This window comes from Haloferax sp. s1, from assembly GCF_058382125.1.
The window spans coordinates 1-23,886 of record NZ_JBZRPK010000723.1; the positions used below are offsets into that span (position 1 = coordinate 1).

22 protein-coding genes and 1 pseudogene are annotated in these 23,886 nt (G+C 61.6%); 14 read left to right on the top strand and 9 right to left on the bottom strand.

The features are described 5' to 3' along the window. Window positions 1-42: 42 nt before the first annotated feature. The 3 genes and pseudogenes from QT222_RS21325 to QT222_RS21335 all read right to left on the bottom strand — a co-directional run. Window positions 43-408, bottom strand: a pseudogene (locus tag QT222_RS21325) (SDR family NAD(P)-dependent oxidoreductase); the annotation flags it as partial. 125 nt (window positions 409-533) lie between these two features. After that, a complete protein-coding gene (locus tag QT222_RS21330; RefSeq protein ID WP_004058272.1) occupies window positions 534-1,031 on the bottom strand; it encodes a Tfx family DNA-binding protein in 498 nt (165 codons plus the stop codon). A gap of 76 nt (window positions 1,032-1,107) precedes the next feature. Then, a complete protein-coding gene (locus tag QT222_RS21335; RefSeq protein ID WP_004058269.1) occupies window positions 1,108-1,575 on the bottom strand; it encodes a TRAM domain-containing protein in 468 nt (155 codons plus the stop codon). 122 nt (window positions 1,576-1,697) lie between these two features. On the opposite strand from QT222_RS21335, the gene QT222_RS21340 reads away from it, so the two are divergent. Continuing rightward, the gene (locus tag QT222_RS21340; protein WP_491478307.1) at window positions 1,698-2,357 is read left to right on the top strand and encodes a hypothetical protein; all 660 of its coding nucleotides are present in this window, start codon (window positions 1,698-1,700) and stop codon (window positions 2,355-2,357) included. Between the two features lie 17 nt (window positions 2,358-2,374). Here QT222_RS21340 and QT222_RS21345 read toward each other — a convergent pair whose 3' ends face one another. Beyond that, entirely contained in the window at window positions 2,375-3,370 is a 996-nt protein-coding gene (locus QT222_RS21345) for a radical SAM protein (RefSeq protein ID WP_049917446.1), read from the bottom strand. A 120-nt stretch (window positions 3,371-3,490) separates the two neighbouring features. On the opposite strand from QT222_RS21345, the gene QT222_RS21350 reads away from it, so the two are divergent. Together QT222_RS21350 and QT222_RS21355 are read left to right on the top strand one after the other, a co-directional pair. After that, window positions 3,491-5,377: a prolyl oligopeptidase family serine peptidase gene (locus QT222_RS21350; protein ID WP_004058264.1), complete on the top strand. Its 1,887-nt coding sequence runs from the start codon at window positions 3,491-3,493 to the stop codon at window positions 5,375-5,377. A gap of 64 nt (window positions 5,378-5,441) precedes the next feature. Continuing rightward, window positions 5,442-6,575, top strand: coding sequence for a DUF373 family protein (locus QT222_RS21355; protein ID WP_004058261.1), 1,134 nt, complete (start codon window positions 5,442-5,444; stop codon window positions 6,573-6,575). A 64-nt stretch (window positions 6,576-6,639) separates the two neighbouring features. On the opposite strand, the gene QT222_RS21360 is transcribed toward QT222_RS21355, so the two are convergent. From QT222_RS21360 to QT222_RS21375, 4 genes are all read right to left on the bottom strand, one after another. Further along, window positions 6,640-7,482 (bottom strand): polyprenyl synthetase family protein, encoded by an 843-nt coding sequence (locus tag QT222_RS21360; RefSeq protein ID WP_004058258.1) that lies wholly within the window; start codon window positions 7,480-7,482, stop codon window positions 6,640-6,642. 173 nt (window positions 7,483-7,655) lie between these two features. Further along, window positions 7,656-8,609: an electron transfer flavoprotein subunit alpha/FixB family protein gene (locus tag QT222_RS21365; RefSeq protein ID WP_004058257.1), complete on the bottom strand. Its 954-nt coding sequence runs from the start codon at window positions 8,607-8,609 to the stop codon at window positions 7,656-7,658. Continuing rightward, window positions 8,606-9,400 (bottom strand): electron transfer flavoprotein subunit beta/FixA family protein, encoded by a 795-nt coding sequence (locus QT222_RS21370; RefSeq protein WP_491478308.1) that lies wholly within the window; start codon window positions 9,398-9,400, stop codon window positions 8,606-8,608. Before QT222_RS21370 ends, QT222_RS21365 begins: the two co-directional genes overlap by 4 nt. 68 nt (window positions 9,401-9,468) lie before the next feature. Then, on the bottom strand, window positions 9,469-10,611 hold the full coding sequence (locus tag QT222_RS21375) for a helix-turn-helix transcriptional regulator (protein WP_491478309.1): 1,143 nt from the start codon (window positions 10,609-10,611) through the stop codon (window positions 9,469-9,471). Between the two features lie 162 nt (window positions 10,612-10,773). On the opposite strand from QT222_RS21375, the gene QT222_RS21380 reads away from it, so the two are divergent. Both QT222_RS21380 and QT222_RS21385 read left to right on the top strand, forming a co-directional pair. Beyond that, window positions 10,774-12,102 carry a DUF7094 domain-containing protein gene (locus QT222_RS21380; protein WP_004058251.1) on the top strand — a complete coding sequence of 443 codons (1,329 nt, stop codon included), beginning with the start codon at window positions 10,774-10,776 and terminating at the stop codon, window positions 12,100-12,102. 89 nt (window positions 12,103-12,191) lie between these two features. Continuing rightward, window positions 12,192-12,674 carry a type IV pilin domain-containing protein gene (locus tag QT222_RS21385; protein WP_004058247.1) on the top strand — a complete coding sequence of 161 codons (483 nt, stop codon included), beginning with the start codon at window positions 12,192-12,194 and terminating at the stop codon, window positions 12,672-12,674. 69 nt (window positions 12,675-12,743) lie between these two features. On the opposite strand, the gene QT222_RS21390 is transcribed toward QT222_RS21385, so the two are convergent. Next, window positions 12,744-13,370 (bottom strand): methyltransferase domain-containing protein, encoded by a 627-nt coding sequence (locus QT222_RS21390; protein ID WP_491478312.1) that lies wholly within the window; start codon window positions 13,368-13,370, stop codon window positions 12,744-12,746. 155 nt (window positions 13,371-13,525) lie between these two features. Here QT222_RS21390 and ahaH point away from each other — a divergent pair, with 155 nt between their 5' ends. From ahaH to QT222_RS21435, 9 genes are all read left to right on the top strand, one after another. Continuing rightward, window positions 13,526-13,858 carry an ATP synthase archaeal subunit H gene (gene ahaH, locus QT222_RS21395; RefSeq protein ID WP_004058244.1) on the top strand — a complete coding sequence of 111 codons (333 nt, stop codon included), beginning with the start codon at window positions 13,526-13,528 and terminating at the stop codon, window positions 13,856-13,858. Next, window positions 13,845-16,034 (top strand): V-type ATP synthase subunit I, encoded by a 2,190-nt coding sequence (locus QT222_RS21400; protein ID WP_491478310.1) that lies wholly within the window; start codon window positions 13,845-13,847, stop codon window positions 16,032-16,034. The genes ahaH and QT222_RS21400 overlap by 14 nt, the downstream gene beginning before the upstream one ends. A gap of 175 nt (window positions 16,035-16,209) precedes the next feature. Beyond that, window positions 16,210-16,467, top strand: a complete 258-nt coding sequence (locus tag QT222_RS21405) for a F0F1 ATP synthase subunit C (RefSeq protein WP_004058240.1) — start codon at window positions 16,210-16,212, stop codon at window positions 16,465-16,467. 20 nt (window positions 16,468-16,487) lie between these two features. Next, window positions 16,488-17,072, top strand: a complete 585-nt coding sequence (locus tag QT222_RS21410; RefSeq protein ID WP_004058239.1) for a V-type ATP synthase subunit E — start codon at window positions 16,488-16,490, stop codon at window positions 17,070-17,072. Continuing rightward, complete coding sequence (locus QT222_RS21415; protein WP_004058236.1) at window positions 17,069-18,115, top strand: V-type ATP synthase subunit C; 1,047 nt, start codon at window positions 17,069-17,071, stop codon at window positions 18,113-18,115. The genes QT222_RS21410 and QT222_RS21415 overlap by 4 nt, the downstream gene beginning before the upstream one ends. Beyond that, window positions 18,112-18,432 (top strand): V-type ATP synthase subunit F, encoded by a 321-nt coding sequence (locus QT222_RS21420; protein WP_004058234.1) that lies wholly within the window; start codon window positions 18,112-18,114, stop codon window positions 18,430-18,432. Before QT222_RS21415 ends, QT222_RS21420 begins: the two co-directional genes overlap by 4 nt. Before the next feature lie 6 nt (window positions 18,433-18,438). After that, window positions 18,439-20,199 (top strand): ATP synthase subunit A, encoded by a 1,761-nt coding sequence (locus tag QT222_RS21425; protein WP_004058232.1) that lies wholly within the window; start codon window positions 18,439-18,441, stop codon window positions 20,197-20,199. A gap of 4 nt (window positions 20,200-20,203) precedes the next feature. Then, window positions 20,204-21,610: an ATP synthase subunit B gene (locus QT222_RS21430; protein ID WP_004058230.1), complete on the top strand. Its 1,407-nt coding sequence runs from the start codon at window positions 20,204-20,206 to the stop codon at window positions 21,608-21,610. Between the two features lie 163 nt (window positions 21,611-21,773). Beyond that, window positions 21,774-23,777, top strand: a complete 2,004-nt coding sequence (locus tag QT222_RS21435) for a bacterio-opsin activator domain-containing protein (protein ID WP_491478311.1) — start codon at window positions 21,774-21,776, stop codon at window positions 23,775-23,777. Window positions 23,778-23,886 lie beyond the last annotated feature (109 nt).

Here is a 23,886-nt window from a genome sequence, read left to right on the forward strand (position 1 = left end):
CCCGTCTCCTGTACTTCTGGTTCTTCGGTTTCGTTCTTGTCAGGACCAGACTTCGCCCTTGCCGATGTTGCCACAGCGGCCTTTCCTCGATCCCACCTGCAAATCGGCGAATCCACCCGGTGGGACACCCCCCGCCGAGGTGACGACGTGGTCGATGCCGCCGAATTCCTCGACGGCCGCCTCGACGAGCGCGTCTATCTCCTGCTTGCTCGTGATGTCCGTTTCGACGCCGAGCACGTCGCCGTCGAGTCCGCTCAGCTCGTCTTCCGTCGCCGCGAGCCGTTCGGGGTCGCGGCCGCAAATCACGACGTTCGCACCTTCGTCGGCCAGCGCTTCGGCGCTTGCGCGTCCGAGTCCGGCCGAACTCGCCGTCACGACTACTGTGTCACCGTCGATTCCGAGGTCCATGTGTGAGCCGATAGAAGCGGCGAGCAAAAACGTCGGGCATCGCGGCAGTTGTCAGGCATCGCGGCAGTTGTCAGGCATCGCGGCAGTCGTCGACCCGTTCGCTCTACAACCGAGGATGGCCGACGCTACACCCTGTTGGCGTGGCGGCGGACGCGGACTCGCCCGTTGCTCGTGACGCCGACGAAGAGTTGTTCTTTGACTTCTCGCCCTTCGACGGCATCGCCGGCGGCATCGGAGACGATTTTCATCAGGTCCGGAGCGGTATGGTCGACTTTCACGCCGGCGTCGTCGCAGGCGTCGTACACCTGCTTCGGCACGTCGTATAGGTCGCTTCCAACCGGCACCTCGACGCGAACGGGTGCGGTGAGGGTATCGACGAACGTGACCGTCTCGCGCGCTTTCTCGACGTTGTCTCGGGCGCTCGATTCGATACTGGAGACGTTCGCGCGTGAGGTTCCGAGGTAGTCGGCGATGGTCGCTTGGCGAACGCCCTGCTCGCGCAGCGCGAGTACTTCGGCCTGTCGGCGGGTGAGGACGCTCGTTTCGGGGTCGAACCCCGCTCTGTCGAGCAGTTCGTCCGCGTCGGGGACCGTCTCGTCGTCGTCGCGTCCGGCGTCGCTCATACAACGGGGTAGTTCGCGGGAGTGAAAAAAGATACAGCAGGCTGACTGTCCACCGAAATTCGGTGTCGGGGTGTCGTTATTCGCCCCAGAAGTTATCTCGGCTTCCGAGTGCCTCCGGTCGCTTCGGCCCGCTGCGGTCGCGCTTTTGGTTCGCCTCGGGTTCCGAATCGGAGTCTGTGTCGGTCTCGGACCCTTCCGCTTCGGGTTCGAGCGGAAGGCGTTCGACAATCTTCTTCGCGCGAGCGTGACTTCCCTTCACCCGGTCGATGCGCACGACGGCCCGTGCGTCCGGGAGAAGCCCGTCGACGAAGACGATGAAGCCATCTTCGGTTCGACCGACGCCAGCGCCGCTCTCGTGGATGTCTTCGACGGTGACGACGACTTCCTCGCCCGGCTTGACCGGTTGTTGTTTCAGTTCGTGAATGGGCCGTTCGTAGTGGTCACACCACTCAGCGCCCCCGCGGTCACCGTAGTACTGACACCCCATCCCCTTGATTCGCTCTGAGAAGCTCGGGCACTCGTCCGCGAGTGGACAGTCCGACATGCGCGGAGGTACACTATGGGCACTCTAAACGCTTGCGGGTAGGTCGTCACCCTCCCAAACCTTCTTTATCGACTGTATTCCGCCCCCGAAACCCTTTCTGCTGCTCGCACCAACCCCGCGACATGACCGAGCGCGTCCCCGAATTTGCCCTTCTCGTCGGTGTGTTTCTCGGCCTCTCGGCGGCCGTCTCCGGTGCCGTCCTCACCGGCGAGTTGTTCCGCCCGATTCTCACTGGTGTGGTCGTCTGCTATCCCTTCGCCGCCTTCGGCGTCGTCCGCTCTGATGACCCGAGTGAGGCGCTTCCGCCTCGTTTCGTCACCGCGCTCGGCACTGTCCTCGGCGTCGTGACTCTCCTCACCGCGCTCCTCGAACGCCCCGGCGACGTCCTCTCGGGGCTCGTCGCCAGTCTCGTCGTCGCCCTCCCGCCGGCCGCCTACGCCACGCGCTTCGGTGCCGACGTCAACCCGCTGTCGCCTGTCCAGACGTTCGTGGTGACGACCGCCGTGGGCGCGGCGTTTCTCGCCTTTGCGCCACTCATCGGCACTCTCAGTGCCGTCGTCGGTCTGTTGGTTGGGCTCTCGGGCGCGCTCTACGCCGACGCTCGTGGCTTGCGTCCCACCCACCGCCAGCGCCGTCTCGGTATCGTTGCCGGGGTACTCGCCGGCGTCGCAGTCGCGTGGTTCGCCCTCGTGATGCACCTTCCGCTTGCTCCCACGACGGCAGCGGTCGCGGCGCTCGTACTTGCGCCGAGTCTGTTCGTCGCGATTACGCGCGAGTTGTAGAAATCTGGACCAAAAATTCAGGCGAGCGGCGTCCGCTCGACGACCGTCCCATCGTAGGTCGGGTACTGTTCGACGATTTCGCCGTCTTCGACGTCACCGTCTTCTATCATCTCTTCGAGGAGCCACCACGCGACCTCGACGTGATTCGACTTGATGCTGTAGAACTCGTCGGGCACGCCGAGTTCGATAAAGCGCTCGGCCGGGGTGTAGGTCTTGCCATAGACCAGCGTTCCGTCGTCCGTCACCTCGTCGAAGGGGCGGCTCAGGTTCCGAGCCATCCGCTTGAGTCGGTTACGGTGCTGGGCGGCGTCCTTGAAGACAGAGGTACAGAAGTAGACGCGCTCGTGGTCGCCCATCTTATCCAGGATGGCTTCTTTCGAGCCGTCGACCGCCGACATGTGACCGTCCTGAAGTTCGTAGCCTTTCTCCTGCATCCGGCGGTAGTTCCCGTCGGACATCTCGAACTCGTTGATGTTGCAGAACTCCGCAGCACCCTCGTCGAGGAAGTCGAGGAACTCCTGTTCGGCTCGGATACCCGGAATTTCGAACGCCGGAGTGAGTCCTTCTTCGCGGGCGATGTAGAGGATGTCCTCCCACTCGGTGCCGTGCATGTCGCCCCACAGTTCGAGCGGCGGGTGGAAACGAATCTCGTCGAGACCAGCCTCGGCGAGTCGGCGCATGTTCTCGCGGCCGCCGGGAATACCGGTGTAGAGGTGGATGTGGTGGTCCTCGCCGAATTCGTCCTTCAGAAGTGAGATGTAGTGACAGGTCTTGTCGAGCGCCTCTTGCGGTTCTCCGCCAGTAATCGAAGAGCCGAGCGCGTCCATGCGCTTTGCCTCCTCGATGACATCGTCGTCGGATTCGACGAGTCGCTCGTTTGCGTACACGTCGGTCACGTTCTTGCGATTCTCGCCGAGCGGGCAGTAGAAACAATCACGCTGGTCGCAGTACCCGTAGACGAACATCACCATCTTTCCGCCCATGGCGCACTGTTCGCAGCCCTTCGAGATCATTCGTTGAACACATGCTATACGTCCCACGTGCAAAAACCGTGCGAAACGCGGTTCGAGCAGGCCGTCCACTTTCACTCTGTAGGGGTTAGATTGAGGTTCACACCCGCACGTGTTAGTAGCATGTCAGAACATGGCATAGAGGTGGTGTTGGAACGGTTGGCGCGTCTCCCGACAGTCGCCCACCCCACTGTTTCCCCCGACGGCGACGAAATCGCCGTCTACTACGACGGAACTGGTCGTAACGAACTCCACGTCCTCGACGCTGAGACCGGCAATATCGAACAGTGGAGCGACGGCGAGGTGCCGCGAAACGCCCGCTGGCCCGTCGCTTGGGGCGCCGATGGCGAACGCGTGTTCTTCCACCTCGATGACGACGGTGACGAACAGAACGATATCTACGCTATCGACCGCACTGGTGCCGTCGAAGCTGTCGTCGAGATGGAGGGGCAAGTCAGTCTCAACGATGTGGAGTCTGACGGCGAGGCGTTGCTCGTCGGTTCGACGCGAGACGGCCAGATGAACCTCTATCGCCGCGACTTGTCGACGGGTGAGACGACGAAACTAACCGACTACGACCGCGCGGTGGGGGCAGCCAGTTTCTCCCCCGACTACGAACGAATCGCGTACGGGGCGAACGAGTCCGACGATGACGCTAATCTGGACGTGTACGTCGCCGACACCGACGGGTCGAACCCGCGGAAGCTCGAACTCGGCGAGGTTGGTGCAGAGACGACACCCGTCGATTGGGGTCCCGAGAGCGAACGGCTGTTGGTGTCTGACGACTCCACGGACCTGAACCGCTGCGGTGTCTACGACCTCACTGTTGACGAGGTGACGTGGTTCGGTGACGGCGACTACGAGGAAACCCCCGTCTCGTTCGTCGACGACGGTCGAAAGTTCGTGGCGACGCAAATGCGCCGCGCCACGACGATTCCCGTGGTCTACGACATCGACTCGGGGGCTGTCCACGAGTTTGACCTTCCCGAGGGTGTCGCCGGGTTCGGGTGGCAAAGCGAGCGGAACCTCACCGGGAACCGCGTCCTATTGACCCATACGACACCGACGCGCCGGACGGAGCTGTTGGCGTACGACTTCGAGACCCACCAACGTGAGACGCTTCTGGAAGCCGACCACGGCGATTTCTCCACCGACGACTTCGCGGACGCCGAGTACTTCCGATTCGAGTCGAGCGGCGTGCCGGAGACGCCCGCGAAGGCCGTCGAACACGACCCCTACGACGAACTGGAGATTGGCGCGCTCTTCTACGACTCCGGTCTGCGTCCCTCGCCGCTCGTCGTAAACCCGCACGGCGGTCCACGAGCGAGAGACAGCAAGTCGTTTGACCTCTACACGCAGGTTCTGGTCCAATGTGGCTTTTCCGTCTTGCAGGTCAACTACCGTGGCTCGACCGGTCGCGGCCGCGAGTTCGTCGAGGAACTGTACGATGACTGGGGCGGCGCAGAGCAGGGCGACGTCGCAACGGCGGTCGAACACGTCCTCGACACCTACGACTGGCTAGACGAGGACCGCGTTGTCGTCTTTGGCGGGTCGTACGGCGGCTACTCGACGTACTGGCAGGCGGTGCAGTATCCCGACCTGTACGCCGCGAGCATCGCGTGGATTGGCGTGACCGACCTCCACGACATGTACGAAAACACGATGCCGCACTTCCAGACCGAACTCATGGAACGCTACCTCGGCGACCCCGACGAAAACGCCGACCTGTACGAAGAGCGTTCACCGACCACCTACGCCGAGAACGTCGATGCGCCGTTGTTCATCCTCCACGGCGTCAACGACAGGCGCGTCCCCGTTTCGCAGGCCCGACGCTTCCGCAACGCGCTCGACGAACACGGCTACGAGGAAGGGACAGACTACGAGTACCGGGAACTCGGCGCCGAGGGACACGCTTCCTCGGACATCGACCAGAAGATTCGGACGTTCGAACTGCTCGCGGACTTCCTCGGCCGACGAGTCGGAACGACGATGGCGTCCGCCGACGACTGACAGAACCGGCCGACCGCGGTCGTTCCCCGAAAGCAGATATATCCCCGTGGCATAGAAGTCAACGATGCTCTTGGTCCTCTGTGTCGACCTCGACGACGACCTCGGCCGCAAGACGGGACTCGATACTCCTGTTGTCGGCCGACAGAACGTCGAGGACGCCGCAGTGGCACTCGCCACTGCCGACCCTGAGGACTCCGACGTGAACGTGTTGTTTCAGGGGATTCAGGTTCACGACGAACTGCTGGAAGACGAAGACGAGGAGGTCGAAGTCGCCGCAGTCACCGGATTGGAAGGAAGCGACGTGAAGGCTAACCGGGCTATCGGTGAAGAGATAGACACCGTCCTCGCCAGCATCTCGACCGGCGAGTCCATTCACGCCATCGTCATCTCGGACGGCGCACAGGACGAATCCGTGCTTCCGGTCATCCGCTCTCGTGTCCCCATCGACGGTGTCCGTCGGGTCGTCGTCAGGCAGGCACAGAACCTCGAATCGATGTACTACACGATGAAGCAGGTCCTTGCCGACCCCGAGACCCGCGGGACCATCCTCGTCCCGCTCGGTATCCTGCTTCTCATCTATCCGTTCGTCACCATTGCGAGTTTCTTCGACGTTCCCGGAGCCGTCGTTCTCGGCCTTATTTCAGCACTCCTTGGCCTGTACACGCTCTTCCGTGGACTCGGTCTCGAATCCGCAGTCGATGAGGCCGCGGACCGCACCCGGAACGTGCTCTACACCGGTCGCGTCACGATTATTACCTACGTCGCCGCTGCGGCCTTGCTCGTCGTCGGTGGCGTCCGCGGGTACGACCTCCTGCAGACTGTTTCGGATGGAGTCGGTGGCGAGCCAGCGCCGGGAATCGTCCTCGCCGCACTCGCCCACGGTGCAGTCGAATGGTTCGCCGCCGCCGGTATCACGAGCAGTCTCGGCCAAGTCACGGACGAATACCTTCACGACCGTTTCAAATGGCGTTATCTCAACGCACCATTCTACGTCTCCGCAATCGCAATCGTGCTCTACGCGCTCTCCGGCTTTTTCCTCCCCACAGGTGTTGCTGGCGTCCAGACGTTCGAACTCACCGGGCTTGCCGTCGCGCTTACGGTCGGCACGCTCCTCGGAGTCCTGAGTACACTCACCTTCGCAGTGATAGAGGCGCACTACCCGACAAGTGCCGAGGGTGACGGGGAACAACCAGCATAGCGAACTGTCCCGGTTTCAGCTATCTCAACTCAACTCAGCTCAGCTCAGCTCAGATTAGATTAGCTCAGCTTTCGCGGACGATAACGAACTCGGCGAGGTCGCGGAGGTACTCCAGCGGTTCGGAGTCGTCGACGCCGGACGATTCGAGCGCGTTGAGCGCTTCGTCGGCGTGCTGTCGTGCGCGGCGATTTGCTTCTTCGGGTGTCAGGTCTGTCACCTGCACGAGCGACGGTCGGCCCATCTCGGCGTCCTGTCCGGTCGGCTTCCCGAGCTCTTCTGCGTCGGCGGTCGCGTCGAGTACGTCGTCGCGAATCTGGAAGGCGACGCCGACCCGTGCCGCGTAGTCGCCGAAGGCTTCGACGACGTGGGCGTCTCCGCCGGCCGCGACGGCTCCTAACTCGGCGGCGGCGCGGAAGAGTGCCCCCGTCTTCCGGTGTGCGAGTTGCATGTACTCCGTCTCGTTGGACGGGACGGCGACGAGTTCGGTCGCCTCTCCCTCGCCGAGTTCGACCATGGACTCGGCGACGATACGGGTTGCTCGGTCGCTGGACGAGAGGAGGGCGAACGCCTCCCCGAGCAGGCCGTCGGAGGCGATGATTGACGACCCGTAGCCGTATTCAGCCCACGCGCTGGGCGTTCCGCGGCGGATGTCTGACCGGTCGATGATGTCGTCGATGACGAGCGAGGCGTTGTGGACGAGTTCGACGCCGACGGCGAAGTCGACGGCGTCTTCGGGGGTACCACCGACGGCCTCGCAGGCGAGGATGGTCACGGCGGGGCGGACGCGTTTGCCCCCCGCGAGAGCGACGTGGTCGAGTTGGTCGGCGAGTTCCGACGGCTCGACCGCCGAGACGACCTCTTCGAGGCGGTCGTTTACCATCGTGACCCGGCGCTCCAGGTATTCCATTGTCGGTTCGTAGTGTTGGGTAGGGAAGTACGTACCGGATTTGGAGAAACCGAGCGACTGGGACGACGGGGGTGGCGTTTTTGACCGCTGTGTCACGACGGGATATCGGCCTCGCACTGACACTCCGGCGCAGTCGCTCTCAGCGTCAAAAAACGAAAAACGGGATTCAGTACTTACTCGAACTGCTCGATAAGTTCCGGCACCACATCGAAGAGGTCGCCGACGATACCGTAGTCGGCGATGTCGAAGATAGGCGCGTCGGGGTCGGTGTTGATGGCGATGATATTCTCAGCGCCTTTCATCCCGGCGACGTGCTGGACCGCACCGGAGATACCGACTGCGAGGTACACTTTAGGCGTCACGACCTTCCCGGACTGACCGACCTGACGGTCCTTCGGGAGCCAGCCGTTGTCGACGATGGGGCGCGAGGACGACAGGGTCGCATCGAGCGCGTCTGCGAGGTCCTGCACCAGTTCGATGTTCTCTTCTTCTTCGATACCGCGGCCGACAGAGACGAGCACGTCTGCCTCCGAGATGTCGACATCGCCGCTGCCGACTTCTTCGAATCCAGTTACGCGCGAGCGCACGCGAGATTCATCGAGAGTGAAGTCGAACACTTCGACTGCGGGTTCGCCCGCCGCTTCCGTGGCGTCCCACTCGCCGGGTCGGATGGTGACCACGGCGCGGTCGGCGTTGACTTCAATCGTGGATTCGACCTTCGAGGCGTACATCTCGCGGGTGACTTCGAGGGTCCCGTCGTTCTGGAGTCCAACCGCGTCAGTCACGAGCGGGAGGTCGAGACCTTCTGCAACGGCTGGTGCGTAGTCGAGCCCGTTGACCGTGTTGCCGATGAGGACGTACGTCGGGTCGAGTTCCTCGTACAGTTCCGTGACGGCCTGTACGTACACGTCGTGGTTGAACTCGTCGCCTTCCGTGACGGTGTGGATGGTGTCGACGCCGTCGAGCGAGAGTTCCTCGGCAAACCCATCCGTGTCGCCGCCGATGACAGCGAGGTGGAGGTCGCCGCCGGTGTCACCGACGAGGTCGGCACCGGCGGTGACGAGTTCGAACGACACGTCACGGAGTTCGCCGCGGCGGTGTTCCGTGATGGCAAGTACGTCGCTCATTGGGCACCCACCCCCTTCTCGCGGAGCACAGTCGCAAGTTCGGCGGCTTGCTCCCCGGCACCACCTTCGAAGTACGTCGCCTCAGATTCGGTCTCCGGTTCGTACATGTCGGTCAACACGAGGTCGGATTCGAGGGCCGCCTCGTCGAGTCCGAGGTCCGAAAGTGCCATCGGCTTGATTTCCTTGGACTGTGCCTGACGAATCCCGCGCAGACTCGCGTAGCGGGGTTCGTTGATACCGGTCTGGATGGTGAGCACGGCGGGGAGGTCGACTTCGGTGAGTTCTTCGACGCCACCTTCGAGTTCGCGGCGGACGTTAGCGACGGCACCGTCGATATCTAAGTCGAGGTCGTTGACGACCGCGGCCCATTCGAAGTCGATTGCGGACGCCAGCGAGACGCCGGTCGCTCCGAAGCTATCGTCGTTTGCCTGCACGCCCGTGAGGACGAGGTCGGGTTCTTCTTCTTCGACGACTGCCGAGAGGAGTCGCGTCTTTGCGCCTACGTCGAGAAGGTCTACGTCTTCGAGTGCGTCGTCCCACACGCGGATGGCGCGGTCGACGCCTTTGGCGAGCGCCATGCGGATGGTCTCTTCGGAGCGTTCGGGACCGATTGTCGCACTGACGACTTCGACGTCGTCGTTCTCCTCGGCGATTTGGACGGCCGCTTCGACCGCGTACTCGTCCCACTCGTTGAGGTCGTAATCGAGGTACTGTTCTGCCACGCGGAGGCCATCGAGTTGGAAGTCCTCTTCCACCTCGGCCACTTCTTTGACGGTTACGAGAACTTTCATCAACGTTCACTACCGACGGGGGCGAATAAACGTTTTCGCACCGTCGCCGCCAACGTGCAGTCAGCCGATTACTCCGTTTCTTCGTCCTCGTCCGGCAGCGAGATGAGGTTTTCGCGGCCGAGACGAAGCTTTTCGACCTGTCCTTCGTCGGCCATCGACGACAGCAGTTGCGAGACTTTCGCGTCGGACCAGCCGGTTTCCTTGACGATGTTCGCCTGTTTCATCCGTCCGCCGTTTTGCTCTAAGAGCAGTTCGACGCGCTCTTCGTCGGAGAGCAGGTCGAGGTCGATGTCCGGGTCCTCGCTTTCAGCTCCCTCCTCGGCTCCGGCTTCGGGTGCTTGCTCATCTGTTTGCGCGGGTGCTGGTTCGGTCGCTGCACCGTTGCGTGGCTCAGACTCGGGGGGTGACGCAGGGGTTCGTTCGCTGGTGGTGGACCGACGGCGAAGGTAGAGCAGTCCCACTATCAGGACGACTACAACCCCTCCGCCAATGAGTTCCCACGGGATTTCTTGGCCCACCCCTGGCGGGACGTAATAACTCACGGCCAACTGTTCCGGCGAGTCAAAGGTTCGAGGCCCTTCGACGACCACCGCGTTATCCTCCAGTTGGAGACCGCGAGGGGTACTACTGACAGCGTACTTCGGAGGGGTCTGAATACTGAGATTCTGGTTCGAGCGAAGTGACGTGAGCCACGTCTTGCCGTCGCGCGCAGAGAACGCGTCTCTGAGACGTAGCCCCTCGTCAGTCTCCTCTAAGAAGTTCGTCCACGTGAAGGTCAAGACGAGCACGCCCGTGTCGTTTTTGACGTACCCTCTCTTCGTCGTGTTCTTGATTGTCATCGACCGCTGGGTCTGTGCTTCGGCCGTCTCACTGACTTGTTCGAAGAGTTCAGCGTCGAGACCAACATCCGCAGACCCCTGTTCGTATTTCCGTGCGAACTCTCTGAACGCCTTCGTCTCGTTTTCCGTCTCGAGGTCGTAACGCATCACGATGCGCCAATTCGCCGACCGGTCGTTACGGAGTTCGATGACGATATCCGTCTTGGGCGCTCGTTCGAGGTTCGACTGTTGTGCGATAAGGGTTGTCTGACCAAGGGATGTCGCCGTGTTAGCGCCGTGCGTGTCGGTGGTGGCGGCGCCAGTTGCCGTGACTGGTGCCGCGACACCGGCGATGATGATGAAGAGGGCAACGATGAGGGCGGCGCTCCGCATACGTGAATCCGTTTCGTCCGGCGATGAAAACGCTTTCCATCGACTTAACGTCACATTCCGTCTCTATTGACAATCGTTGCCACCGTGTGCGCAACGAAACTTTATCTGTCGTTGGTCCACAAGAGGGCCATTTTAGTACTGGCATTGTGTACCCCTATGCCGATGAAGGCCCTTCCGCTCGTCATCGCCATCCTCTTGGTGGCGTCGCCTGCTCTCGGCGCGGTCGGTCCCGACGCTGTCTCGGACCAGCAATCGGTCTTTGATACGGCGTCTCCGGCCCAGGCTCAGGCCCAGCAGGTGCCGAACGAGACGATTCGCGTGCTCGACATCCCCGAGTCGAATCTAGTGCAAGCGACGGTCGAATCACAACATGTCGACCTCGGCCCCTCGCTCGACCTCGCTGCGCTTAGAGCCGGTGGACAGATACAGACCGGCACATCTATCGAGCGAATCGAATCGGCGAGCGACGACAGCATCCGCCAACAGCTGATTATCGATGAACTGAGCCGCATCGAGCAACGTGCAATCGCGCTTCAGAGCACACAGCGGACCGTTATCGAGCGGTTCAACCAGGACCAAATCACGGCCCGTGAACTCCTCGTCGAACTCGCCCGCATCGACGCCGAGGCGCGAAGTCTCAACGAGCGCCGCGTCGAACTTCGTACTCTCGCATCCAACACGCCGGACTTCTCTATCGACTCCGGACGCCTCGCGGGGTTAGAGCGCGAACTCGATACGTTCACCGGCCCCGTCCGAAAGCACGCAGTCGCTGTCATGACCGGCGGGGCCGAGCCGACGCGCTTCTCCGTGCGGACGAGTGAGACCGGCGTCGTCCTCAGTGTCGTCGCAGATGGTAAGTACATCCGCGAGGCCTACCGCTCTGACCTTCGCGACCGCGACCAGAGTACGGTCATGTACGAGGAGGCGCTCGGTATCGTCGCAGATAACTATCCGACGGTCTATTCGAGCAGGTCCGCCCAGAACGGGACAAACGTCATCAGCGCTGGTAACAGTCACCGCGTGCGTATCAATTACAACGGCGGACAACTGTCCGCGTATGTCGACGCCGGAAGCGGAGAAGTGTTCAAGGAGTCGCAAGCGCGGCCACTCAGAACGGTCACTTCGGGAACGCCAAAAACCGAGGTCAAAGACGGGCTTTCGCTCACCGCCTATCAGACCTATCCCGGTGGCCCGCTTCGAATTCAGTTGAACGAAACTGAGACGGATGATCCCGTCGACGCGAACGTAACCATTGGACTCGAAGCCAGCCAAGAAAGCACACTACTCGGGCACACTGGCACCGACGGAACCATCTGGACTGTCTCACCGTCGGGACCGTTCACGATTACCGTCATCAAGGGTAACTCGGCGGTCGTTCTTACCTCCTCGCCGACGCCCATCCCCGGACTCGAAACGAACACGACTGACCAGTCGAATTCGACGCCCGATGAGCAACTCACCGCGACCCCCGAAGGCCCGCCCGGGGTGTAGTGAGTCTCTTAGCTTCGCCTTCACACGGCTCAGTTGGTCTTTTACACTGGCCGAAGCTTCTTATCGCATGACGAGGCCACGCCTTCTCGATGTTCCGTCAGTTCCAGCACGCGACTCGTGGGACCTCTATCCTCGTCGGAAGCGTCCTCCTCGTCGGACTCGTTGTCGTCGTTGCCGGCGTCGTCGGTGCTGCCGCCTTTGACGTCGCCGAGTCGTCGCCGACGCCGACACGACCGACAGCCCTGTCGTTGTCCGTCTCCGGAGAAACACTCTCGATAACACACGAAGGAGGCGCACCACTCGACGTCCAGACACTCAGTGTTCGTATCTCGGTCGACGGCGAGTCGCTGGCGTACCAACCGCCAGTTCCGTTCTTCTCAGCCCGGGGGTTTCGTCCGGGACCGACGGGACCGTTCAATGCGGCGGCTGATTCCCGCTGGACCGTCGGCGAGCGCGCGAGTCTCGAACTTGCGGGCACTAACGACCCCGACATCACAACTGGGTCGTCGGTTGTCGTTCGAGTGTACGACGACGAGACACCGGTCGCGGTGCTCCGGGCAACAGTTTCCTGAGCGGTGGTGAACGCGGCGGTACGCTTCAGGTTTGGTGAACGGTCGGAAAACGCGACGGCTCGCTTTAGATTACTCTTCGTCAGGTGCGCGCGCGATAGTCACGATAGCACGTGGGCTTCCAGATTGTCGCTGGAGGATGTGGTGTTCGATATCGACGAAGCCGGCGGCTTCGAACATCCGGTCGGCTTCCTCCTCGTCGTAGAAGAGCATGATTGCGTCGGCCAGTTTCTGGAAGACGCCGCTCTTCGGGTAGTCGGGACCGACGACGAGCACTTTGTTTCCGGGTTTCACCACGCGACGGAACTCTTCTAGCGCGGTGACGGGGTTCGGCCAGTACTCGATTGACCCGGACGACCAGATGATGTCGAACGAGTTGTCGGCGAAGGGGAGGCGTTCGGCGTCACCGCGGTAGAAGCGGACCTGGTCGTTCTTGCCGAACTTCTTCCACGCCTTCTGCATCTGGTGGATACTCTGGTCGAGGCCATGCACGTTATCGGTGTAGCGGAGCAGTCCTTCGGTCCCGAAACCGGTTCCGCATCCGACGTCGAGGACACGGTCTCCTTGCTCGATACCGAGCATTTCGAGCGCCTCGTCGCGCATCTCCTCGTTCCAGATGAACGGGTTCACCTGGTCGTACACCTTCGAGAGATACTTGTAGAACAGGCGGGCCCGCGCTTTGTTTTCGAGGACTCCCATCGCGCCGGGATTAGGACTCACCGATGATAACGGTGCGGATTCGCCGCGCAGTTCGGCGTTCGAACGGCCGTTTATTTCGGTGTTTCGGAACATCTGTCACCGACTTTCCGCAAACACCTTATACAGCGCTTGTGCAACGTTCCTGTGATACGAGTATGCCGAGACAAGAGGTTCTCGAACGAATCAAAACGGCCGAGCAGGAGGCCGACGACATCGTTGAAGAGGCCGAGGCCAAACGTGAGGAGCTCGTCGCGGAGGCACGTCGCGAAGCCGATGAGATTCGCTCCGAGGCCGAAGAAGAGGCTGACGAACTCGAATCCGAGCGTCTGCAGGAGGGGCGCGCGGAGATAGAGACGGAGCGGGAACGTATCCTCGAAGAAGGTGAGGAAGCCCGTGACGAACTGGTCGCCGAGGCGGAAGACCACATCGACGACGCGGTCGAGTACGCCATCGGCAAATTCGAGGAGGCGGTGAATGCTCAGACCTGAGCAAATGAGCAAGGTCTCGGTGACCGGTTCTAAGGGCGTCATGCCCGAGGTCATCGAGGCTGTCCACGACCTCCGACTGCTGCACGTCACCGAATACGACGGCTCGTGGCAGGAGGAGTTCGGATTCGAGACGGGGACGCCCATCGAGGGCGCGGAGAGCGCCTCCGACAAGCTCGTCACCGTCCGCTCGCTCAAGAGTATCCTCGGCGTCGAAGACTCCGACGCCGGCCGTCAGCGCATCGTCCCGGACGACGCGCTCGGCGAGCCGCTCGAAGAGATTCGAACCGAAGTCAACGAACTGGAAGACCGTCGCTCAGAGCTGGAGAACAAGCTCAGAGCGGTGGACGAAGAAATCGACGCGATGGAGCCGTTCGTCGACCTGGGTATCGACCTCGACCTGCTTTCGGGGTACGACTCGCTGCAGGTCGTCGTCGGTCATGGCAATCGCGATGAGATCGAGCGTGCCGTCGTGGACGCCGGTGAGATCAATGCGTATGAGATCTTCTCCGGTGAGCGAACCCACGCCATCTTCGGCCGCCCGACTGAGGGTGCATCTGAGATGGCGCTTACGGACGCGCTTGTTGGTGCCGAGTTCGCCACGCTCGAAGTTCCGGATGCCTCGGGAAGCCCCGAAGACCACATCCGCGACCTCGAACAAGAAAAACGCGAACTCGAATCGAAGCTCGAAACCGTCGAGTCCGAGCTTCACGACATTGCGGTCGAAGAAGGCGAGTTCCTCCTTGCAGCCGAGGAACGTCTCGACATCGACGTACAGAAGACGGAAGCACCGTTGTCCTTTGCGACGACGGAGAACGCTTTCGTCGCCGAAGGGTGGATTCCAACGGAGCGATACAACACGTTCGCCAGTGAGCTGAAATCCATCGTCGGCGAGCACGTCGACGTCGAGGAACTCGAACGCGCGGAGTTCTCCCACGACGGACACGACCACGCACGCGAAGGGGTTCCAGAGGCCGGCGGAACTGCCGCCGCCACCGACGGTGGGGCGGTCACGATGTCCAACGACGAACCACCGGTCGTCCAGAACAACAGCGGTGCAGTCAAGCCGTTCGAACTGCTCGTACAGGCGGTCAACCGACCGAACTACTACGAGTTTGACCCTACCGTTATCCTGTTCCTGACGTTCCCGGCGTTCTTCGGGTTCATGATTGGGGACTTCGGATACGGTGTTATCTACACCGCCATCGGATACTACCTCTATGCGGGGTTCGAATCCGAGACGTTCAAGAGCATGGGTGGAATGACGATTGCCGCTGGTCTCTTCACCACGCTCTTCGGCATCCTCTACGGGGAAATATTCGGGTTCCACCTCATCACCCAGTACCTGTGGGAAGGTGCGCTCGGTCTCTCGCACCCCCCAATCGAGAAGGGTCTGTCGCCGGCCACCTCTGAGTGGGCACTCGGCTGGCTCACCGTGAGCGTCGTCGTCGGTATCTTCCACCTCAACGTGGGGTACATCTTCGACTTCGTCGAGAAGTTCCAACTCCACGGTGCGAAAGAAGCCGTCCTCGAAGCCGGTTCGTGGATTCTCATGCTGAATGGCCTGTGGATTTGGGTCTTCAGCGATGCGCTCGGTGGCGTTCCCCCCGAGTTCCTGTTCACGACGTTCGCCAGTGGCGGGCTTCTCCCGCTCGGCTTCTCGGGCTTCTCGTACACTGTCGGCTGGGCTGGGCTCGGCCTCTATCTGCTCGGGGCAGCCTTCCTCGCGATGGCAGAACCAGCAGAGCTCGCCGAGTTCGCGAGTGTTCTCTCGAACGTCCTGTCGTACACTCGTCTCGGCGCTGTCCTCATCGCAAAGGCGTCGATGGCGTTCGCCGTCAACCTGCTTGTCTTCGGTGTGTACACCACCGGACACGGCGGCGAAGTGGAGTGGCACTTCGGTCTCGGCCACATGCCACACATCGGCGAGATGGTCCACGGGCACGAAGTGACTAATATCCTCTTCGGCGGGCTGTTCCACTCCGGCGCTGCTGGTGTCGTTGGTGGGCTGCTCGTTCTCGTCGTCGGCCACCTCGTCGTCCTCGCACTCGGTGTCACGAGTGCCGGTCTGCAGGCCGTCCGTCTCGAATACGTCGAGTTCTTCGGCAAATTCTTCGAGGGCGGTGGACGCGAGTACGAACCGTTCGGCTACGACCGTCAGTTCACGACCGAAGACTGAGTGAACAGGCGGTACCTTCTTTATCGACCGCTTCGATAGCAACGGCTCTGCCGGAATCACCGCCGACAGCCGCCCGAATGCCGTATTTCACCCGATTATTTTGGGAACCTTTATGAGAAGGCTTGCAACACATACGAACGTTCGGAGACGACAATCCGGTACTCAGGAACACACAATGATTGAAGCAATTGAACCCCTCATGACTGCACTGCAGAGTGAAGCCACCTCCTCGCCCGCGATCACCGAAGGTGCTGCGGCGGCCCTTTCGGTCGGTATTGCCGCCTTCGCAGCCGGATACGCCGAGCGTGGTATCGGTTCCGCTGCGATGGGTGCGATCGCTGAAGACGAGGGTCTTTTCGTCAACGGGCTGATCCTTACGGTCCTCCCCGAAACCCTTGTCATCCTCGCACTGGTCGTTGTTTTCGCGGCCTAAGCACCCCTCCCTTTCCCATTATGAGTTTGGATAACGTCGTTGAGGATATCCGAGACGAAGCCCGCGCACGCGCAGAGGAAATCAGGCAGGACGGCCAAGAACAGGCGGACGATATCATCGCCGCAGCCGAATCCGACGCCGAGAACATCCTCGAATCGCGTAAGGCCGACATCGAGCAGCAGATCGAACGGGAGCGCGAACAGGCGCTTTCCAGTGCGAAGCTCGAAGCCAAGCAGGCACGACTCGGCGCTCGCCGTGACGTCCTGCAGCGTGTCCGCGAGCAGGTCGAAAACGAACTCGCTGAGCTCGAAGGCGACCGTCGCGAAGAGCTCACCCGTTCGCTTCTCGACGCTGCCGCGGTTGAGTTCGAAGACGAGGACGAAGTCAGCGTCTACGGCCGTGCCGAGGACGCTGACCTGCTCGAAACCATCCTTGCCGACTACGACGGGTACGAGGTCGCTGGTGAGCGCGACTGCCTCGGTGGCGTCGTGGTCGAAGGCGAGAACTCGCGTGTTCGGGTGAACAACACCTTCGACTCGGTCCTCAACACAGTCTGGGAGGACAACCTGAAGGAAGTGAGTACGCGACTGTTCGACGACCAATGAGCACTGCTGGCGGCTCGAATCCCGAATACGTTATCGCTCGTGTTCGAGCGCGACGCAGTGCCCTGTTCGGAGACGAGGAGTACCGCAAACTGGTCCGTATGGGGCCGGCCGAGATTGCCCGATTCATGGAGGAGTCGGAGTACGAAAACGAGGTCAACGCATTGGGAAGTCGCTTCTCCGGTGTCGACCTCATCGAGTTCGCGCTGAACCAGAATCTGGCGAAGCAGTTCAACGACATCCTCGATTGGGCAGGTGGCCGCCTCTACGACCTCATCGCGCGGTATCTTCGGAAGTTCGACGCGTGGAACATCAAGACCATCATCCGTGGCATCTACTCCGATACGCCACGCAACGAGGTCGAAGCTGACCTCATCCGCGCCGGCGAGTTTGACGATAAACTCATCTCGCGTCTGCTTGACGCAAGCGAACTTGAGGAAATCGTCGACCTGCTCTCCGGTACCATCTTCGGCGACGGTCTCGAGGCCGCCTACGAAGACTACGAAGAGGTTGGCGTGCTCGTACCACTGGAAAACGCGGTCGACCGCGCTTTCTACGAGCAACTGCTCGAAGGCCTGGTCGTTGGTGAAGAAGCCAAGCAGTACCGCGAGTTCCTCGAAGCAGAGATAGACTTCCGAAACGCCCGCAACGCACTCCGTATCGCTCGCAGTGGTGCCGACCTCGACCCAGTCGACTACTTCATCGAGGGCGGAACGCTGTTCCGGGCGTCAGAAATTGCGGCGCTGGCGACCAGTCCGGACGAACTGGTCTCAAAAATCCGTGACAGCCGGTACGGTGACCGTCTCTCGTCGGCTCTTTCGGACCTCGAAGAGGCAGACAGCCTCATCGGCTTCGAGCGTGCCCTCGATGCGGCACTCTTGGAGTACGGTGACTCGCTCGGACACGTGTACCCGCTGTCTGTCACCCCAATCGTCTCGTACATCCTCGCCAAGGAGCGCGAGGTCGACAACATTCGGGCGATTGCCCGCGGCCGCGAGGCAGGGCTCGACCCCGATGCAATCGAGGAGGAGCTGGTCATCCTATGAGCCAGGAAATCGCAGTTATCGGCAGTCCGGACTTCACCACGGGATTCCGACTTGCGGGCGTCCGCAAGTTCGAGAACATCCCGGACGAAGAAAAGGACGAAGCACTCGACGAGGCCGTTATACGCACGCTCGAGGACGAAGACGTCGGCATCATCGTGATGCACGAACACGACCTCGACCACCTTTCGCGTAACGCCCGCCAATCTGTCGAGCGCAGCATCGAGCCAACGCTCGTGACGCTCGGCGGTTCCGGTGGAGCGAGCGGTCTCCGCGACCAGATCAAGAGAGCAATCGGTATCGATCTGATGGACGAATAACCAAACATGAGTCAGGCAACACAAGATTCCGTTCGCGAGGACGGTGTCATCGCAAGCGTGAGTGGTCCGGTCGTGACCGCCCGTGGCCTCGACGCCCGTATGAACGACGTCGTCTATGTCGGCGACGAAGGGCTAATGGGCGAGGTCATCGAGATTGAGGGCGACCTCACGACCATTCAGGTGTATGAAGAGACCTCCGGTGTCGGTCCCGGCGAACCCGTCGAGAGTACGGGCGAACCGCTGACCGTCGACCTCGGTCCCGGGATGATGGACGCCATCTACGACGGTGTCCAGCGTCCGCTGGACGTCCTCGAGTCCAAGATGGACTCGGCGTTCCTCGACCGCGGTGTCGACGCGCCCGGTATCGACCTGGAGAAGGAGTGGGAGTTCGAACCTACCGTCTCCGAAGGCGACGAAGTCGCCCCCGGTGACGTTGTGGGTACGGTCCCCGAAACCGTGACCATCGAACACAAGGTCATGGTCCCGCCGGACTTCGAAGGTGGCGAGGTCGTCGCCGTCGAAGCTGGCGAGTTCGCCGTCACCGAGGCGGTCGTCGAACTCGACAACGGCGAAGAGATTACGATGCACCAGGAATGGCCGGTGCGTCAGGCGCGTCCGGCGGCTGAGAAGAAGACGCCGCGCGAACCGCTCGTCTCCGGTCAGCGTATCCTCGACGGTCTGTTCCCCATCGCGAAGGGTGGGACGGCCGCGATTCCGGGTCCGTTCGGGTCCGGAAAGACGGTTACGCAGCACCAGCTCGCCAAGTGGGCCGACGCTGACATCGTCGTCTACGTCGGCTGTGGTGAGCGCGGTAACGAGATGACCGAGGTTATCGAGGACTTCCCGGAACTCGACGACCCGAAGACGGGCAACCCGCTTATGGCCCGGACGTGCCTCATCGCGAACACGTCCAACATGCCTGTGGCAGCCCGTGAATCCTGCATCTACACCGGAATCACCATCGCGGAGTACTACCGCGACATGGGCTACGACGTCGCGCTGATGGCCGACTCCACCTCCCGGTGGGCAGAGGCAATGCGCGAGATTTCCTCGCGTCTCGAGGAGATGCCCGGTGAAGAGGGGTACCCCGCGTACCTCGCCGCGCGTCTCTCCGAGTTCTACGAGCGCGCCGGATACTTCACGACCGTCAACGGTCAGGAAGGTTCTGTCTCCGTTATCGGCGCAGTTTCGCCGCCGGGCGGCGACTTCTCCGAGCCGGTCACGCAGAACACCCTGCGTATCGTGAAGACGTTCTGGGCACTCGACGCAGACCTCGCCGAGCGTCGTCACTTCCCGGCGATTAACTGGAACGAGTCCTACTCGCTCTACCAAGAGCAGCTCGACCCGTGGTTCGTCGAAAACGTCGAAGACGACTGGCCGGACGAACGCCAGTGGGCTGTCGACGTGCTCGACGAGGAGAACGAGCTTCAGGAAATCGTTCAGCTCGTCGGTAAGGACGCCCTGCCGGAGGACCAGCAGCTGACCCTCGAGGTCGCTCGCTACCTCCGTGAGGCGTACCTCCAGCAGAACGCGTTCCACCCGACGGACACGTACTGTGAACCCGAAAAGACGTACGGTATCCTCACCGCCATCCACAAATTCAACGACGAGGCGTTCAAGGCGCTCGAAGCCGGCGTCCCCGTCGAAGAGATTCAGGCCATCGAGGCGGTTCCCCGCTTGAACCGCATCGGTGTGCAGGAAGATTGGGGTGCGTACATCGAGGACCTCAAAGCAGAGATCACAGAGCAACTCCGCGAGCTGTACTGAGACCATGAAGGAATACCAGACTATCACCGAAATCAGCGGCCCGCTGGTGTTCGCCGAGGTCGACGAGGCGATTGGTTACGACGAAATCGTCGAAATCGAGACACCGCAAGGCGAGACCAAGCGTGGACAGGTCCTCGAATCCAGCGAGGGCATCGTCGCGATTCAGGTGTTCGAAGGCACGACCGGTATCGACAGGAACGCGTCCGTCAAGTTCCTCGGCGAGACCCTCAAGATGCCCGTGACCGAGGACCTCCTCGGTCGCGTGCTCGACGGGTCCGGCCAGCCAATCGACGGCGGCCCCGAAATCGTCCCCGACGAACGTCGCGACATCGTTGGCGCAGCAATTAACCCGTTCTCGCGCGAGTACCCCGAAGAGTTCATTCAGACGGGTGTCTCGTCCATCGACGGCATGAACACGCTCGTTCGCGGTCAGAAGCTCCCGATTTTCTCCGGGTCCGGTCTGCCGCACAACGACCTTGCGCTGCAGATTGCACGTCAGGCGACGGTGCCGGAAGAAAGCGGTGAGGGCGAAAGCTCCGAGTTCGCAGTGATTTTCGGCGCGATGGGTATCACGCAGGAAGAGGCGAACGAGTTCATGGAAGACTTCGAGCGCACGGGCGCACTCGAGCGCTCCGTCGTCTTCACGAACCTCGCGGACGACCCCGCAGTCGAGCGGACGGTCACGCCGCGTCTCGCCCTCACGACGGCCGAGTACCTCGCGTTCGAGAAGGACTACCACGTCCTCGTTATCCTCACGGACATGACGAACTACTGTGAGGCACTCCGCGAGATCGGTGCGGCCCGTGAAGAGGTTCCGGGTCGCCGTGGTTACCCCGGTTACATGTACACCGACCTTGCACAGCTCTACGAGCGCGCAGGTCGTATCAAGGGTCGTGAAGGGTCTGTTACGCAGATTCCGATTCTCACCATGCCCGGTGACGACGACACGCACCCGATTCCTGACCTGACCGGTTACATTACCGAGGGTCAGATTGTGATGGACCGTGACCTCAACAGTCAGGGTCTCCGTCCCCCGGTGGACGTGCTCCCGTCGCTGTCGCGTCTTATGGACGACGGTATCGGTGAGGGCCTCACCCGCGAGGACCACGCCGACGTGTCCGACCAGATGTACGCGGCGTACGCAGAGGGTGAAGACCTTCGCGACCTCGTGAACATTGTCGGTCGCGAAGCGCTCTCTGAGCGTGACAACAAGTACCTCGACTTCGCCGAGCGCTTCGAAGCCGAGTTCGTCAACCAGGGCTTCGACTCGGACCAGTCTATCGAGGAGACGCTCGACATCGGTTGGGAACTCCTGTCGATGCTGCCGAAGTCCGAACTCAACCGTATCGACGAGGACCTCATCGAGGACTACTATCAGGAAGACGCCGAGACGGTCGAAGCGGAAGCCTAACGAAGGCTACCCTCACGTTCGCACTCGGTTCCGATTTTCCTCTTTATTCTCCGCCCACAGCGTGCCGCATCGACCGCACTTTACGAATCGTATTGCATCGTGTACTGGCCGTTTCGGCGCACTCCTCGCGAACTTCCTTATGGAGTCGGCAAGTGTGTAGTCCATGAACGAATCGACGCCACTCCCTCGCGTCCTTGCGGTCGTCGTCGATGCTGACCGAGGCCGACTCGAAGACGTACTCTCGCCGCTCCCCGTCGAGACCGTCTCCTCGGTCGAGGCGGCACGACGGCGACTCCGAGGCAACTCGATAGACTGCGTCGTGGTTGCGAGCGACCGGGCCGACGATATCGAGAATTTGCACGCTGAGACTGCGGCCCCACTCGTCGCAGTCGTTCCCGAGGATGGTTACCTCTCGTCTGCGGACGCACACGACGCCGGTGCCGCAGATGTTGTCCCGCTCGTCGACTCGAATCTCTTCGAACGACTTCCGGAGCGAATTCGGAGCGCCGTCGCGTGGCGTCGCTACGGGACGGAAGCGTCCGGGCAGATTACTGAGGACCTGAAAGAACAAGCAATGGACGAGGCTCCGGTCGGCATCACCATTGCCGACTGTTCGCTGCCGGACCTGCCACTCGTCTACGTCAACGAGGCATTCGAGTCGTTGACTGGCTACAGCGCCGAGGCAGCGCTGGGCCGGAACTGTCGATATCTGCAGGGACCGAGGACGAATCTCGAACAAGTGGCCGAACTCCGTCGGGCCATCGAAGCCGAAGAATCGGCGTCCGTCGAACTTCTGAACTACCGCGAGAGCGGCGAAACGTTCTGGAACCGCGTCGATGTCGCACCACTGAGTGGCCCGGATGGAGCGGTGACACACTACGTCGGGTTCCAGACCGACATCACAGAGCGGGTCCGTGCGGAAGCGGCCGCAGAACAGTACGCCGCACGGGTCGAAGAGGAACGAACACGGCTTCAGACGCTCGTCGACCACATCGAAGGGCTTCTCGAAGACGTGACGAGTGCGCTCGTCAGAGCGGAGACGCGCCAAGACCTCGAAGCCACTGTGTGCGACCGAGTCGCCGAAACCGAGCAGTTCGATTGGGCGTGGATTGGGGACTGCGACCTCTCACCAGCGACTATCGTCCCGAGTGAGTGGGCGGGGAGTACCGGGTCGTCTATCGAAGCACTCGAAATCGACCACGATGACGCAACTGACCCGACAGCACGGGCCGTCCAGACGCGGACTGTCCAGTCAGGGACAGTTCCGGATGGGCCAGTGCACGAGGATTCGCACGTCCCGTTTCAATCAGTCATTGCGGTTCCACTGATTCACCGGGAGACGCTCTACGGTGTTTTGACAGTCTATGCGGACACGAATCCGGATACTGACACGGACAGTAACTCTGATACTCTCAACGAGGAGATAACGGCTGTCTTTGGGACACTCGGAAGAGCCGTCGGTGCGGCTATCGACGCGTTCGAGAGTCGCCGGTCGCTCCTCTCGGACGACGTTCTCGAACTCGACGTGAACGTGAGTGACTCGACTCAACCGCTGGTTCGCCTTGCGGCCGCCGCCGGGTGTCAACTCCAGTACGAAGGGGCCGTCCCACACGACGACGGAACACTCAGCCTGTTCGTTTCGACGCCGCCATCGACCAACCTCGACGAGGTGGACTTCGAACCAGATGGCGTGTCCGAGGTCACGCGTCTTCCCCGCGGAGACAATATCGGCCTGTACGATGTGACACTCACATCGGGGTCGCTCGCGCATCTCGTGGCAGACGCAGGCGGGCGGATAACCGACCTCGAAGCGGACGAACACGGCTGTCGGTTCACCGCCGTGGTCCCCGACCGGACGGTGGGTCGGTCGTTACTCGACGACCTGAAGAGTGCGGCGGACGGCGTCGAACTTCGCGCCGTCAGAGACCGCGCGGCTCCGCCACAGACACCCCGAGAGTTCGTCGCCAGCCTCAGCGCGGAACTCACCGATAGACAACACACTGCGCTTCAACTCGCGTATCTGGGTGGGTTCTTCGAGTGGCCACACGGCGTCACGGGTGACGAACTCGCCGACGCGATGGATATCTCCCGTGCGACGTTCCATCAACACCTCCGGGCGGCCGAGCGAAAACTCGTCTCGGGATTCTTCGAGAGACATCCTGCGTAGTCTCGGGTCACTATTCACGTCGTTTCGTGTCGCTGATATGTTTCCTCTCACTGATACGTCCCTTCTCACCCGCAGACCGACGAATTTCTCCCGGCCTGACGGGCTAGAC

Excerpts from the sequence above, each read along its gene's own strand:
- QT222_RS21330 (WP_004058272.1), bottom strand. The coding sequence starts at position 1,031 with ATGAGCGACGCCGGACGCGACGACGACGAGACGGTCCCCGACGCGGAC.
- QT222_RS21415 (WP_004058236.1), top strand. The coding sequence starts at position 17,069 with ATGAGCACTGCTGGCGGCTCGAATCCCGAATACGTTATCGCTCGTGTT.
- QT222_RS21420 (WP_004058234.1), top strand. The coding sequence starts at position 18,112 with ATGAGCCAGGAAATCGCAGTTATCGGCAGTCCGGACTTCACCACGGGA.
- QT222_RS21405 (WP_004058240.1), top strand. The coding sequence starts at position 16,210 with ATGATTGAAGCAATTGAACCCCTCATGACTGCACTGCAGAGTGAAGCC.
- QT222_RS21365 (WP_004058257.1), bottom strand. The coding sequence starts at position 8,609 with ATGAGCGACGTACTTGCCATCACGGAACACCGCCGCGGCGAACTCCGT.
- QT222_RS21435 (WP_491478311.1), top strand. The coding sequence starts at position 21,774 with ATGAACGAATCGACGCCACTCCCTCGCGTCCTTGCGGTCGTCGTCGAT.
- QT222_RS21400 (WP_491478310.1), top strand. The coding sequence starts at position 13,845 with ATGCTCAGACCTGAGCAAATGAGCAAGGTCTCGGTGACCGGTTCTAAG.
- QT222_RS21390 (WP_491478312.1), bottom strand. The coding sequence starts at position 13,370 with ATGGGAGTCCTCGAAAACAAAGCGCGGGCCCGCCTGTTCTACAAGTAT.
- QT222_RS21385 (WP_004058247.1), top strand. The coding sequence starts at position 12,192 with ATGTTCCGTCAGTTCCAGCACGCGACTCGTGGGACCTCTATCCTCGTC.
- QT222_RS21370 (WP_491478308.1), bottom strand. The coding sequence starts at position 9,400 with ATGAAAGTTCTCGTAACCGTCAAAGAAGTGGCCGAGGTGGAAGAGGAC.
- ahaH (WP_004058244.1), top strand. The coding sequence starts at position 13,526 with ATGCCGAGACAAGAGGTTCTCGAACGAATCAAAACGGCCGAGCAGGAG.
- QT222_RS21380 (WP_004058251.1), top strand. The coding sequence starts at position 10,774 with ATGAAGGCCCTTCCGCTCGTCATCGCCATCCTCTTGGTGGCGTCGCCT.
- QT222_RS21350 (WP_004058264.1), top strand. The coding sequence starts at position 3,491 with ATGTCAGAACATGGCATAGAGGTGGTGTTGGAACGGTTGGCGCGTCTC.
- QT222_RS21345 (WP_049917446.1), bottom strand. The coding sequence starts at position 3,370 with ATGATCTCGAAGGGCTGCGAACAGTGCGCCATGGGCGGAAAGATGGTG.
- QT222_RS21425 (WP_004058232.1), top strand. The coding sequence starts at position 18,439 with ATGAGTCAGGCAACACAAGATTCCGTTCGCGAGGACGGTGTCATCGCA.
- QT222_RS21410 (WP_004058239.1), top strand. The coding sequence starts at position 16,488 with ATGAGTTTGGATAACGTCGTTGAGGATATCCGAGACGAAGCCCGCGCA.
- QT222_RS21335 (WP_004058269.1), bottom strand. The coding sequence starts at position 1,575 with ATGTCGGACTGTCCACTCGCGGACGAGTGCCCGAGCTTCTCAGAGCGA.
- QT222_RS21375 (WP_491478309.1), bottom strand. The coding sequence starts at position 10,611 with ATGCGGAGCGCCGCCCTCATCGTTGCCCTCTTCATCATCATCGCCGGT.
- QT222_RS21355 (WP_004058261.1), top strand. The coding sequence starts at position 5,442 with ATGCTCTTGGTCCTCTGTGTCGACCTCGACGACGACCTCGGCCGCAAG.
- QT222_RS21430 (WP_004058230.1), top strand. The coding sequence starts at position 20,204 with ATGAAGGAATACCAGACTATCACCGAAATCAGCGGCCCGCTGGTGTTC.
- QT222_RS21360 (WP_004058258.1), bottom strand. The coding sequence starts at position 7,482 with ATGGAATACCTGGAGCGCCGGGTCACGATGGTAAACGACCGCCTCGAA.
- QT222_RS21340 (WP_491478307.1), top strand. The coding sequence starts at position 1,698 with ATGACCGAGCGCGTCCCCGAATTTGCCCTTCTCGTCGGTGTGTTTCTC.